The 13,084-nt window shown below is 39.4% G+C and carries 16 protein-coding genes; all 16 read left to right on the top strand.

Going from position 1 to position 13,084, the window contains the following annotated elements; genetic code table 11:
• Positions 1–3 precede the first annotated feature (3 nt).
• The 16 genes from spoIIIAC to ahrC all read left to right on the top strand — a co-directional run bounded on the left by spoIIIAC (position 4) and on the right by ahrC (position 13,071).
• The gene (gene spoIIIAC / locus J2Y67_RS05520; protein ID WP_007084610.1) at positions 4–207 is read left to right on the top strand and encodes a stage III sporulation protein AC; all 204 of its coding nucleotides are present in this window, start codon (positions 4–6) and stop codon (positions 205–207) included.
• Positions 208–223: 16 nt separating this feature from the next.
• Positions 224–613, top strand: coding sequence for a stage III sporulation protein AD (gene spoIIIAD / locus J2Y67_RS05515; protein ID WP_310171733.1), 390 nt, complete (start codon positions 224–226; stop codon positions 611–613).
• A gap of 39 nt (positions 614–652) precedes the next feature.
• The gene (spoIIIAE, locus tag J2Y67_RS05510; RefSeq protein WP_310171549.1) at positions 653–1,852 is read left to right on the top strand and encodes a stage III sporulation protein AE; all 1,200 of its coding nucleotides are present in this window, start codon (positions 653–655) and stop codon (positions 1,850–1,852) included.
• A 12-nt stretch (positions 1,853–1,864) separates the two neighbouring features.
• Positions 1,865–2,494 carry a stage III sporulation protein AF gene (gene spoIIIAF, locus J2Y67_RS05505; protein ID WP_310171546.1) on the top strand — a complete coding sequence of 210 codons (630 nt, stop codon included), beginning with the start codon at positions 1,865–1,867 and terminating at the stop codon, positions 2,492–2,494.
• Entirely contained in the window at positions 2,487–3,137 is a 651-nt protein-coding gene (gene spoIIIAG, locus J2Y67_RS05500) for a stage III sporulation protein AG (protein ID WP_310171544.1), read from the top strand. The genes spoIIIAF and spoIIIAG overlap by 8 nt, the downstream gene beginning before the upstream one ends.
• 15 nt (positions 3,138–3,152) lie before the next feature.
• Positions 3,153–3,734: a SpoIIIAH-like family protein gene (locus tag J2Y67_RS05495; protein ID WP_310171543.1), complete on the top strand. Its 582-nt coding sequence runs from the start codon at positions 3,153–3,155 to the stop codon at positions 3,732–3,734.
• Between the two features lie 268 nt (positions 3,735–4,002).
• Positions 4,003–4,524: an acetyl-CoA carboxylase biotin carboxyl carrier protein gene (gene accB, locus J2Y67_RS05490; protein WP_310171541.1), complete on the top strand. Its 522-nt coding sequence runs from the start codon at positions 4,003–4,005 to the stop codon at positions 4,522–4,524.
• 14 nt (positions 4,525–4,538) lie between these two features.
• Positions 4,539–5,894, top strand: coding sequence for an acetyl-CoA carboxylase biotin carboxylase subunit (gene accC / locus J2Y67_RS05485; protein ID WP_310171539.1), 1,356 nt, complete (start codon positions 4,539–4,541; stop codon positions 5,892–5,894).
• Between the two features lie 19 nt (positions 5,895–5,913).
• Positions 5,914–6,321 carry an Asp23/Gls24 family envelope stress response protein gene (locus tag J2Y67_RS05480; protein WP_310171537.1) on the top strand — a complete coding sequence of 136 codons (408 nt, stop codon included), beginning with the start codon at positions 5,914–5,916 and terminating at the stop codon, positions 6,319–6,321.
• A 191-nt stretch (positions 6,322–6,512) separates the two neighbouring features.
• Positions 6,513–6,911 carry a transcription antitermination factor NusB gene (nusB, locus tag J2Y67_RS05475; RefSeq protein ID WP_310171535.1) on the top strand — a complete coding sequence of 133 codons (399 nt, stop codon included), beginning with the start codon at positions 6,513–6,515 and terminating at the stop codon, positions 6,909–6,911.
• Positions 6,912–7,065: 154 nt separating this feature from the next.
• Positions 7,066–8,424 (top strand): exodeoxyribonuclease VII large subunit, encoded by a 1,359-nt coding sequence (gene xseA, locus J2Y67_RS05470; protein ID WP_310171533.1) that lies wholly within the window; start codon positions 7,066–7,068, stop codon positions 8,422–8,424.
• Positions 8,414–8,647, top strand: a complete 234-nt coding sequence (locus J2Y67_RS05465; protein WP_310171531.1) for an exodeoxyribonuclease VII small subunit — start codon at positions 8,414–8,416, stop codon at positions 8,645–8,647. Before xseA ends, J2Y67_RS05465 begins: the two co-directional genes overlap by 11 nt.
• Positions 8,648–8,650: 3 nt before the next feature.
• Positions 8,651–9,544, top strand: a complete 894-nt coding sequence (locus J2Y67_RS05460; protein ID WP_396954046.1) for a polyprenyl synthetase family protein — start codon at positions 8,651–8,653, stop codon at positions 9,542–9,544.
• Positions 9,545–9,754: 210 nt separating this feature from the next.
• Entirely contained in the window at positions 9,755–11,647 is a 1,893-nt protein-coding gene (gene dxs / locus J2Y67_RS05455; RefSeq protein WP_310171529.1) for a 1-deoxy-D-xylulose-5-phosphate synthase, read from the top strand.
• A gap of 3 nt (positions 11,648–11,650) precedes the next feature.
• Complete coding sequence (locus J2Y67_RS05450; protein ID WP_310171528.1) at positions 11,651–12,490, top strand: TlyA family RNA methyltransferase; 840 nt, start codon at positions 11,651–11,653, stop codon at positions 12,488–12,490.
• 131 nt (positions 12,491–12,621) lie between these two features.
• Positions 12,622–13,071 (top strand): transcriptional regulator AhrC/ArgR, encoded by a 450-nt coding sequence (gene ahrC, locus J2Y67_RS05445; protein WP_071357002.1) that lies wholly within the window; start codon positions 12,622–12,624, stop codon positions 13,069–13,071.
• The last annotated feature ends 13 nt before the right edge of the window (positions 13,072–13,084 follow it).

Genomic DNA, 13,084 nt, shown 5'->3' with positions numbered 1-13,084 from the left:
GCAATGGGGTTAGAAGTGGATATTATTTTTAAAATAGCGGGGGTGGGGATTGTCGTTGCATTTTTGCATACAGTCCTGGACCAAGTCGGCAAAAAGGAATACGCCCAGTGGGTGACGTTATTTGGTTTTATCTATATTTTATTTCAAGTTGCATCCATCGTTGATGACCTTTTCCAAAAAATAAAATCTGTATTCTTGTTCCAATAGAAGGGGGGGCTCTGCCATTGAAATCGTAAAAATAATTGGGTTGGCTCTAGTGGCAACCTTTCTTGCATTAATCATAAAAGAGCAGAAACCCAATTTTGCTTTTCTCTTAATCGTATTTGTCGGCTGCACCATTTTTTTATTTTTAGTTGATAAGATTTATGAAATTATTCACATGCTTGAAAAGCTGGCCGTTAATGCAAATGTGAATTTGGTCTATGTGGAAACGATTCTTAAAATCATTGGAATTGCTTATATTGCTGAATTTGCTTCTCAAATTACAAAGGATGCCGGTCAAGGAGCACTATCGTCAAAAATTGAGTTAGCAGGAAAAATTTTAATCCTTGCCATGGCCATTCCCATACTAACTGTCATGATTGAAACCATAATAAAACTGATACCCAGCTAAAGACGCCAATTTCTTTTTAAAATAGAGGTGAAATTCTAAATGAAGCAATGGTGGCGGATTATTCCAATTATCATTCTATTAGTCTTTTTTTTAAACGTTCCAATTGTCCAAGCCTCACAAGATACAAATCAAACTTCTACGCCTCTTACACCTCAAGAATTGGTAGATTCCCAGCTGAAAACAATGGATTTAACAGAACTCAAGCAGTTTTGGGAAGATATTCAGACTAAATACGACGGTTTCCTTCCAGAAAGCCAGAAAGGAAGTCTTTATGAATTTATCAAAGGAGAGAAAAAGTTCTCTTTCAAACAATGGGGGCAGGGGGTTTTAAAGTTTGCTTTTCATGAATTTGTTGCGAATGGAAAGTTGCTTGGATCGATCATTATGCTTACCGTTTTCAGCATGTTTCTACAGTCCATGCAGAATGCCTTTGAAAAAAGTGCCATTAGTAAAGTAGCTTATGCAATCGTTTATATGGTCCTGGTGATTCTTGCTTTAAACAGTTTCCATGTTGTGATCAATTATACGAACGAAGCCATTGGGACGATGATTTCTTTTGTGCTGGCACTTATTCCGCTTCTCTTAGCTTTAATTGCAGCAACAGGTGGAGTTGTATCTGCAGCATTTTTTCATCCGGTGATCCTTTTTTTAATGAATACGAGTGGTTTGTTTATGCAATATGTTATTCTTCCGCTTCTTTTCTTGGCGACATTGCTAAGTATTGTAAGCACCATGTCAGATCAGTATAAGGTCACTCAGCTTGCGCAGCTGCTTCGAAACTGGAGTATCGGATTAATGGGACTTTTCTTAACGGTCTTTCTTGGGGTTATATCCGTACAAGGGGCCTCGGCTGCAGTTACCGACGGAGTGGCAATTCGAACAGCAAAATTTATAACGGGGAACTTTATCCCTGTTATTGGCAGAATTTTTACCGATGCATCTGACACAATCATCAGTGCTTCGACTCTTTTAAAAAATACGGTCGGAATAGCCGGAGTGGCAATCCTGTTAATTATCGTTGCATTCCCGGCTTTAAAAATACTAATGATTGCGTTTATTTATAAATTTGCTGCTGCTATTTTGCAGCCATTAGGCGGCGGTCCGATAATCAACTGTCTTGATATTATCAGCAAGAGTGTGATCTATGTTTTTGCTGCATTGGGTATTGTTTCATTGATGTTTTTTTTAAGTATAACGGTGATTGTTGCGGCCGGAAATCTGACCATGATGATGCGATAGGGGGGGAGCAATATGGAGTTTATAAAAGAGTGGGTAACGAATATTATTCTATTTGTCCTGCTGGCTACTGTAGTCGATATGCTTCTTCCCAATTCCAGTATGCAGAAATACGTAAAGATGGTAACGGGGTTATTGTTAATCGCCATAATCCTTACTCCAATTTTTAAATTAATCTCCAAAGATTTTGAAACAACGCTTGTGTCGATCCCAGCAAATCAAACCCCGGGAGAAAAAAATATAAAAAATTTAATAGATTCAAAGAAAAAAGAAATACAAGACTATGGACATGCATATATTTTAGAACAAATGCGTGTCCAATTAAAAAAGGACGTTAAGAAGGAGTTGATGGAAAAATACGGATTAGAAATTGCAGACATAGATATCGCAACGAACGAAGAAAGTGACCAAGCCTTCCCTGAAAACATCCAAAAGATAACGGTTCTTCTGAAGCATCCAGAAACGTCAGTAAAAACAGTTGAAGCGATAAAACGAGTGGACATCAACACAGAAACACCTCTTTCATCCAATGATTCAGCAGAAGACACAGCAAAGGTTACTGCCTTTCTTTCTCAGAAATGGGATGTTGCTAAAGAATCACTAGAAGTTTCGATTGAAGGGGGGATTAATAACAAAAATGGATAAAAACCAAGGACCATTATCATGGTTAAAGAATTTGCTTAAAAAAGATGGAGGCACCAGTAAAAAAGCAGGCAAATATCAGTATATGCTCCTTGTTCTCTGTATCGGGGCAGCCTTCATGCTTGTTGGAAATGTCCTGTTTAAAACGGACTCAAGCGCACCAGATGTTCCAGCCATGAAAAGTGATAATCAGCCAGCGAGTGATGTACCGGCCTTTGGATTGGGGAAATCAACTGGAAATAAAACCATCCATGAATACGAACAAGCTTATGAAGAGCAGTTGAAAAAGGCGTTAGAGAATATGCTCGGAGTCAAAGATGTCACGGTCGTAGTGAACATTGATTCCACGGATCAAAGGGTGCTTGAAAAGAATCGGGTAACGAAATCACAAACAACAGAAGAAACTGATCGCGAAGGCGGACAGCGAAAGGTTCAGGATTCCTCGACAGATGAACAACTTGTCATCATCCGGGACGGAGAAAAAGAGACTCCGATTGTGGTTGAAACAAAAAAACCTGCAATCCGCGGTGTCCTCGTGGTTGCACGCGGCGCAGAAAATATTCAAGTGAAAAAATGGATTATTGAAGCAGTAACAAGGGCGCTAGGAGTACCAAGCCACCGTGTTGCTGTCATGCCAAAAAAATAAGAGGGGGATTTATTCATGCTTTTGAAAAAACAAACGGTTTGGTTATTAACAATGTTAAGTTTGGTGGTTGTATTATCGGTGTATTATATTACTTCTCCAGAGCAAAAAAATAGCAATGAACTTACTGCTGTACAACAAAAAGCAAAAGATCAAATGGATCAAAAAGAAATGAATTCAAAATCAAAAGCAAGCACAAAAACAGAAACGAAGGATGAAAAGACAATTATTTCCCAAGTTGCCGGCGATGATGAATTTGAAGCACTTCGTATAAAATTGGAAGACGACCGCAGTCAGCAGCAGGAGGAGTTAAATACTGTATTGGCAAGTACTGACCTCCCTGCTGATGAAAGAAGCAAGGCATATGATCAAATGCAAAAACTAAACCAAACAGCCCGGAAGGAAGAAATTCTTGAAACATTAATCAAAGCGAAGGGCTATGAAGATGCCCTTGTCAGAGCAGACGGAAGCCAGGTACGGGTGACAGTAAAATCAAAGAAAAAACCATCTGCTACTGCAGCAAATGATATTATTCAACAGGTTAAAAAGGAAATTGGCGATACTAATTACGTTGCCGTTGAATTCCAGCCTTCAAAATAGAAACAGACCCCAAAGAAGGAAAGTTCAAACTTTCCTTCTTTCATTTTTTTAGTATCCATCCAGTATGGACAGCTTTGCAGGAATGTCCACGGGCGGTGCCTATCACACACTTTCTCACCCTTTTTTTACTTTTAGATAAATAAATATTAAAATGATTTTGATGGTGATTGAAGAAGGATAAAAGATTTAGGTTGTTGAACTTTTATAAGATAGTATCGTATAGTATTAGTAGCTAGTCTTAATATAGTAGTACAAGGAGTGTTACTCAATGTTAAAGGTACAAGAAATTCGCGAATTAATTAAATTAGTAGATCAGTCTAGTATTGATGAATTTGTTTATGAAAATGAGGGTTCAAAAATCCAAATGAAGAAAAGTGTGACTTCTGTCGTCACTACGGTACAACCTGTCGTACATACTGAAGTTCCTACAGCCCAAGTTGTTCAAGCCGCCCAAGCAGCACCTGTTCAACCGGCAGCACCAATTGCACAGGTTCAAGAAATGAAACAAGAGCCGGTAACAGAAGCTTCTGATCAAGCGGATACTTCTAACCTTCACAAAATTACTTCTCCAATGGTAGGGACTTTCTATGCCTCCCCATCACCAGATGCTGATGTCTATGTTAAAATAGGTTCAAAGGTTTCAAAGGATTCCATCGTTTGTATCGTTGAGGCAATGAAATTGTTTAATGAAATTGAAGCAGAAGTAAACGGAGAAATTGTCGAAGTTCTTGCGAAAGATGGACAATTAGTTGAATACGGACAGCCATTATTTTTAGTAAAGCCTGAATAAGGAGCGATAACAGAATGATAAAGAAGCTGTTAATTGCAAACAGAGGAGAAATTGCAGTCAGAATTATTCGTGCCTGCCGGGAAATGGGGATTGAAACAGTAGCCGTATTTTCTGAAGCAGACCGTGAAGCACTGCATGTACAATTAGCAGATGAGGCCTATTGTATTGGACCTACCTCATCAAAAGATAGTTATTTAAACTTTACCAATATTATAAGTGTAGCAAAATTAACCGCCTGTGATTCGATTCACCCTGGTTATGGTTTTTTAGCAGAAAATGCAGATTTTGCTGAGCTTTGCCGTGATTGCAATATCACATTTGTGGGCCCAAGCCCTGAAGCCATTACCAAAATGGGAACAAAGGATATCGCAAGAGAAACCATGCGGGAAGCGGGGGTTCCAATTGTTCCTGGCTCAACCGGAATCATCGAGAATATTGATGAGGCACTAGAACTTGTAGAAAAAATTAATTATCCGGTTATCATTAAAGCTACAGCCGGCGGTGGCGGTAAAGGGATTCGTATCGCCAAGAATGAGCAGGAATTAATCAAGGGGATTAATATCACCCAGCAGGAAGCGTTAACAGCCTTTGGGAACCCTGGTGTATATATTGAAAAATATATTGAGGATTTCCGCCATGTTGAAATTCAAGTGCTTGCGGATAATTATGGAAACACGATCCATTTGGGTGAAAGGGATTGTTCCATCCAGCGGAGACTGCAGAAATTGCTCGAAGAAACCCCTTCACCTGCTTTAGATGGGGAAATTCGTGAGGAAATGGGTAATGCAGCTGTAAAAGCGGCGAAAGCAGTTGATTATTCTGGTGCAGGCACGGTAGAATTTATATATGACTACCGCAATCGAAAATTTTATTTTATGGAAATGAATACAAGAATACAGGTGGAGCATCCTGTAACTGAATTGGTCACTGGAACCGATCTCATTAAAGAACAAATTCGAGTAGCTTCCGGAGAAAAATTATCTTTAAAACAACAGGATGTTACTTTCACGGGTTGGGCCATTGAATGTCGTATCAATGCAGAAAATCCGGAGAAAAACTTTATGCCATCCCCAGGCAAGATTCATATGTATTTACCTCCTGGAGGCTTAGGGGTTCGGGTTGATTCTGCTGCCTATCCGGGATATTCAATACCGCCTTACTACGATTCCATGATTGCGAAAGTCATCACATATGGAAACACCAGGGAAGAAGCAATTGCAAGAATGAAACGGGCTTTAAGTGAATTTATTGTTGAAGGAATTCATACGACGATTCCGTTTCATTTAAAACTTCTAGAACATGAAAAATTTGTAGAAGGACAGTTCAATACGAAGTTTTTAGAATTGCACGATGTGATGAAGTCAGTCTAAAATCTGGAGGTGTTCTTAAATGAGTGAGTTTAGTATCTTGGAAATGGAGCAAGGAAACCACGGGCTTGGTAAAGTGGAAATTGCTCCGGAAGTGATTGAAGTAATTGCAGGGATTGCTGCTTCAGAGGTAGAAGGTGTAGCCTCCATGAGGGGAAACTTTGCCGCTGGTGTTGTAGAGCGGTTAGGGAAAAAGAATCATGGAAAAGGTGTTAAAGTCGATTTAACGGAATCAGGAATCAAAGTAGATGTATATTGTGTAATGAAATTTGGGGTCTCCATTCCTGCAGTTGCCCAAAAGATTCAAGATAATATACGACAAGCTTTATTAAATATGACTGCCTTAGATGCCGAAGAAATCAATATTCACGTAGTAGGTATCCAATTTGAAAACCTAAAAAATGAGCCTGAAATCGAACAAGAACTATAATAGCTAAAACCAAAGGAGAAAATCCTTTGGTTTTTTATTTTCTGGGTAGCCTTATTTAAAAAATTTTTGCTCGTACAGTGCGAATCATTTTTAGTTATGCTATTATATTTTTTATGTGATTGACAAACTAAAATAATGGAAAATAAATGGACAAACGTTTATAAATGTCTCTAAAAGGAGTTAACTAAATAATGAAGAGAAGAACAGCTAGAGAAAAGGCATTACAAGCCCTTTTCCAAATCGATGTAAGTAATGTGGATCCGGCATCGGCAATTGAACATGTTTTGGACGGGGAAGCTAATGACGACTATTTAAACCGACTTGTTTTAGGAGTCGTCGAGCAAAAGGATAAAATTGATCAGCTGATTAAGGAAAATTTAGAAAAATGGACGTTAGAGCGCGTGGCTGTTGTCGACAGAAACCTGTTGAGAATTGCAGTGTACGAATTAAACTTTGCTCGAAATGAAGTTCCGGAAAATGTCACTTTAGATGAAGCGATTGAAATTTCGAAAATATACGGGGATGAACAATCAAGCCGCTTTATAAATAGTGTTCTTTCAAAAGTGAAAGAAAAGCTTCCGAAGGAATAAGTATAAGTAGTAAATTATAGAACTTACTCAGGTGGTCCTTATCTTATTTGTATATTTATCTTCGTTTCCCATAGATTGCGGACAAAATGAAGAACTATATATATAATGGATAAGGACAGTTTTTGTTATGTAAAAAACTCTAAAGGAGTTAGCTATGCAGGAGCAAAGGTTCTTATCTGTTAATGCTTTAACAAAATACATAAAAAGAAAATTTGATGCTGATCCCCATTTACAGGATGTCCATGTCCGTGGTGAAATTTCGAATTTTAAACAACATTCGAGCGGGCACATGTATCTTACCCTAAAGGACGAAAAAGCGCGCATTCTGGCCGTCATGTTTTCCAGCCATTCGAGGACGATGAAATTTTCACCTGAAAATGGAATGAAGGTTATTGTCAAAGGTGACATATCTGTCTATGAACCAAGCGGACAATATCAAATTTATATAAAAGAAATGCGCCCTGACGGAATTGGAGAGCTTTTTTTAGCCTATGAACAGCTAAAAAAAAGGCTTGAAGCGGAAGGATTATTTGCATTAGATAAAAAAAAACCGATTCCTGCCTACCCGAAAACGGTTGGGGTTATCACCTCTCAAACAGGAGCGGCTATTAGGGATATTATTACCACCATTAAAAGACGCTATCCAATTGTCAGTATCCTAGTTCTCCCTGCGCTTGTTCAAGGCGAAAATGCTGCACCATCGATTGCCAGGGCGATTGAAAAAGCAAATAAAATGGCGGAAATTGATGTGCTTATCGTCGGGCGGGGCGGGGGTTCAATTGAGGAGTTGTGGGCTTTTAACGAAGAATTAGTAGCCCGGGCTATTTATACTTCTGCCATACCCATTATCTCTGCTGTAGGCCATGAAACAGATTTTACCATTGCTGATTTTGTTGCCGACCTGCGCGCGCCCACCCCAACGGCTGCAGCAGAATTGGCCGTACCGCATATTGAAGAGCTAATGGAAAGGGTCTTGCAGCGTCAAACACGGCTTTTAAGAGCGATGAATGAAAAATTTCGAACAGAAAAGCAGCGTTTTGCCCGGGTGCAAAAATCCTATGCTTTTCGTTATCCACTTCGGCTTTACGAACAAAAACTTGAACAAGTGGATAAATTAACAGATTCACTTGAACGTGGTCTTTCCCGTCTCGCAGCTTTAAAAACAGGACAATACGAAACGCTTAATAAGAGACTGCAATTAAAATCTCCGAAAGTATTATTACTTGAGGCGGAAAAACAATTTAACCAGACACAAAAAGAAATGAATCGGTCAATCCTGCAAATTTTAACGAAAAAACAGACCGAATTTGCTCGAATCCTTTCCACGTTAAATGCTTTAAGTCCTTTAAAAATAATGGAACGGGGTTACAGTCTTGTTTATACGGATGACAACCGGCTTATAAAAAGTGTTCATCATGTAGTAAAGGATGAATTAATCCAAATCCAATTAACGGACGGCAGCTTAGTTTGCAAGGTTGAGGATAAAAAGGAGAGTGAAAAAAGTGACGGATGAAAAACAAATTTCCTTTGAGGAAGCAATGAATAAATTAGAGCAAATTGTGGATAGGCTTGAAGAAGGAGATGTTCCATTAGAGGAAGCTATTCTTATTTATAAACAAGGAATGGAACTTTCTAAGTTATGCCATGACAAATTAAAAAATGTTGAAGAGCAGTTAACGCAAATCATCACGGAGGATGGACGAACGGAAAGCTTTTCAATCAAAGAGGAGGAATAGATTTTGGGAAATCGGTTACTCGATGCATTTGCATTTGAATATAAACAACTGCTTGAAGCGGAGCTGTGCAAATTGGTTGACCGGCTTGAAGCACCTCCGATCATAAAAAAAGCGATGCACTATTCCCTTGAAGCTGGAGGAAAGCGAATTCGCCCCTTATTACTTTTTGCAACATTGGCTGCCTTTGGCATTGACCCGAAAAAAGGTCTTCTGGCTGCAGCTGCTGTCGAAATGGTCCATACTTATTCATTAATCCATGATGACCTGCCTAGTATGGATGATGATGATTACAGGCGCGGGAAACTTACCAATCACAAGGTTTTTGGTGAGGCAATCGCGATTTTAGCCGGTGATGCCCTTTTAACCTATAGCTTTGAAGTGATGGGGATGATTCCAAATGATGCGGCAGGTTCAGATACAAAATTAAAATTGGTGACGGAATTTGCGAAAGCGGCTGGAGCGGAAGGCATGGTAGGCGGTCAAGTGGCCGATATGGAAGGGGAAAATAAAGAACTCTCTTTGGAAGAACTGGAGTATATACATATTCATAAAACAGGAAAGCTTTTAGGATTCAGCGTTCATGCCGGTGCATTACTTGCACAAGCAGATGAGGATCAATTGGAAAATTTGAGAGCCTTTGCCCATCATCTTGGATTGGCGTTTCAAATACAGGACGATATTCTAGACTTGGAAGGAAACCCGGAATTATTAGGCAAACCTGTCGGAAGTGATACATCCAATCATAAAAGTACATATCCTCAGTTACTAACAATGGACGGGGCTAAAAGGGCATTACGTCATCATATTGACGAGTCTAAGCGTTACTTAGCACAAACGGGTCTGAATACAACCCTCCTTTTGGAAATAACCGATTTAGTGGCTTCCAGAGACCATTAAGAAGCAGAGGCGCGAGGCATTAGCGTGAGTCGTAATAGGTATTTGAGGCATTCATTTCGTTATGATATAATGTGTTTTAATGATGAAAACGTTGACAATGCCGTTATCACTTGTGTGTTAGCGGCTATTTTTTAATAGAGGAAATTTAAGCGAAAAACAATACCTTACAAAATGTTTAGATAGAAAAAGGATGAAAGTGAGTGGTCCCAAATGGATCTGTTATCAATTAAAGACCCTTCCTTTTTAAAAAGGATGTCAAATAAAGAATTGGAGGTTTTGAGTCAAGAAATTCGCCAATTCTTGATTGAAAAGCTGTCTGTTACGGGAGGCCATATTGGACCGAATTTAGGTGTAGTTGAATTAACGATTGCATTACACAAATGTTTCAATAGTCCGAAAGATAAAATTATTTGGGATGTCGGACATCAGTCCTATGTTCATAAAATTTTAACCGGCAGAGCATGTGATTTTGATACATTAAGACAATTTAAAGGATTATGCGGTTTTCCTAAGCGGGTAGAAAGTGAACATGATGTATGGGAAACCGGGCATAGTTCGACCTCTCTTTCTGCTGCGATGGGTATGGCCATTGCGCGCGATTTAAAAAAGGAAAAATCGTTTGTAGTACCAGTGATTGGGGACGGCGCCTTGACGGGCGGTATGGCCTTAGAGGCTTTAAATCATATTGGTCATGAAAAGAAAGACATGATTGTCATTTTGAATGATAATGAAATGTCCATTGCTCCGAATGTGGGTGCTCTTCACAATATCCTTGGGCAATTACGCACAGCAGGAAAATATCAATGGGCTAAGGATGAACTTGAAGGATTATTGAAAAAAATTCCTGCTGTTGGTGGTGTACTCGCAGCTACTGCAGAAAGGATTAAAGACAGTTTAAAATATTTGCTTGTATCTGGGGTGTTTTTTGAAGAACTGGGCTTTACCTATCTTGGTCCGGTTGATGGCCATAGCTTTGAGAACTTGTTTGAGAATCTTAGTTATGCCAAAAAAACAGAGGGTCCTGTTCTTCTCCATGTTATTACGAAAAAAGGGAAAGGATATACCCCTGCAGAACGAGATAAAAAAGGGACTTGGCATGGGACTGGACCCTATAAAATGGATACGGGGGCGTTTGTTAAACCGGACAAAGCACCGCCAGCGTGGAGCAGTTTGGTCAGTGAAACGGTTCGGAAGCTTGCACGGCAAGATGATAGAATTGTTGCCATTACCCCGGCAATGCCAGTGGGGTCTAAACTGGAGGGATTTGCAAGTGAATTCCCTGAACGGATGTATGATGTGGGTATCGCAGAACAGCATGCTGCAACTGTTGCTGCAGGCTTGGCAACTCAAAATATGAAGCCTTTTTTAGCCATCTATTCGACCTTTCTGCAGCGTGCCTATGATCAGGTGATCCATGATATTTGCCGCCAGAATTTGAATGTTTTCATCGGAATTGATCGTGCCGGTCTTGTAGGTGCCGACGGGGAAACTCATCAAGGTGTCTTCGATATTGCCTTTTTAAGACATGTTCCGAACATTGTTTTAATGATGCCGAAGGATGAAAATGAAGGCCAGCATATGGTTTATACAGCACTTAATTATGATAATGGTCCAATCGCAATGAGGTTCCCGCGTGGAAATGGGCTCGGTGTACCGATGGATGAACAATTAAAAAATATCCCGATTGGAACATGGGAGGTCCTAAGGGAAGGCGATGATGCTGCCATTTTAACCTTTGGCACGACCATACCAATGGCAATGGAGGCAGCGGAGATTCTCAAAAAGCAGGGAATTTCAGTTAAAGTAGTAAATGCAAGATTTATAAAACCACTTGATGAAAAGATGCTGACTCATTTTTTAGATAAAAATATACCGCTATTAACAATAGAAGAAGCTGTAATTCAAGGTGGTTTTGGCAGTGCAGTACTTGAATTTGCCCATGACCATGGTTATTACAATCAGGTAATTGACAGAATAGGAATTCCGGATCGATTTATTGAACATGGTGATGTTGGTTCCCTGCTTGAGGAAATAGGTATGACCACTAAGGAAGTCGTTAAAAGATTAACGATTCTTGCACGAAAAAAACAACAAAGGGCTTAAATTATGAAAAATAAAGAACGATTAGATGTTTTACTGGTCGAAAGAGGACTTATTGAAACACGGGAAAAAGCAAAAAGAGCCATTATGGCCGGTCTGGTTTATACAAAGGAAGAACGCTTAGATAAACCTGGAGAAAAAGTAAAAACGGACATACCTCTTACGGTTAAAGGGAACGTTATTCCTTATGTCAGCCGCGGAGGATTGAAGCTTGAAAAAGCCCTGAAAATATTTGATGTATCGGTTGCTGATAAGATTTTATTAGATATTGGTTCATCTACAGGGGGATTTACCGATTGTGCTCTGCAAAACGGAGCAAAAATGTCCTATGCCTTGGATGTTGGTTATAACCAACTGGCTTGGAAGCTCCGACAGGATGAACGTGTGGTCGTAATGGAGAGAACAAATTTTCGTTATGTTACTCCCGCCGATTTAATAGCAGGAATGCCAAATTTTGCAACCATTGATGTATCATTTATTTCATTAACCTTAATTTTACCAGTGCTAAAAACGTTATTAGTTCCTGATAGCGATATTATTGCTCTTGTGAAACCGCAATTTGAGGCAGGCCGGGAGCAAGTTGGCAAAAAAGGAATTGTCCGCGATGATAAGGTGCATTTACAGGTTGTTACAAAAATTATCGATTTTTCTCTTGGGCAAGGATATCAAGTGAAAAATTTATCTTTTTCCCCCATCACCGGGGGAGATGGAAATATTGAATTCCTGCTCCACCTTTCCTGGACAGGAGAGGAAGACAAAGGACAAAACTTATTGCCTTTTGATCCTTCTGAGGTTGTGAAACAAGCTCATCAGGAATTTCATACAAAGCAATCAAACGAAGGATAGGCAAAATTGCTTATCCTTCTGTTTTGGGAAAAAAAATGACAATCAACGCAAAATCGGCTAACATAAGGGTAGAAGCGACATTTTTGAACATAATATTTAAATGGTTTTTACTGTTTACGAGGTGAAAAATTATGAATAAAGGTCAGCGCCATATTAAAATAAGAGAAATTATTGCCAATAATGATATTGAAACACAGGATGATTTAGTGGACGAACTAAGAAATGCGGGTGTCAATGTGACACAAGCTACTGTTTCTCGTGATATAAAAGAATTGCACCTTGTGAAGGTCCCTTTGCTTGATGGCCGATACAAATACAGTCTTCCTGCAGATCAACGATTTAATCCATTGCAAAAACTAAAAAGATCCTTAATGGATGCTTTTATCCGGATTGACTCAGCAGGTCATTTACTTGTAATGAAATGTTTACCCGGAAACGCTATGGCAATTGGAGCTCTTCTAGATAATCTTGATTGGGATGAGGTGCTGGGAACCATCTGTGGAGATGATACCATTTTAATTATTTGCCGAACACCTGAACAAACCGAAATCATTACAAACAGGTTTCTTGACATGCTTTAATTGGGGGAATGTT

It is taken from the genome of Neobacillus niacini (assembly GCF_031456445.1).
Taxonomy (GTDB): Bacteria; Bacillota; Bacilli; order Bacillales; family Cytobacillaceae; genus Neobacillus; species Neobacillus niacini_I.
The sequence above is the reverse complement of the archived record's forward strand: the minus strand, read 5'-3'. Positions and strand labels throughout refer to the sequence as shown.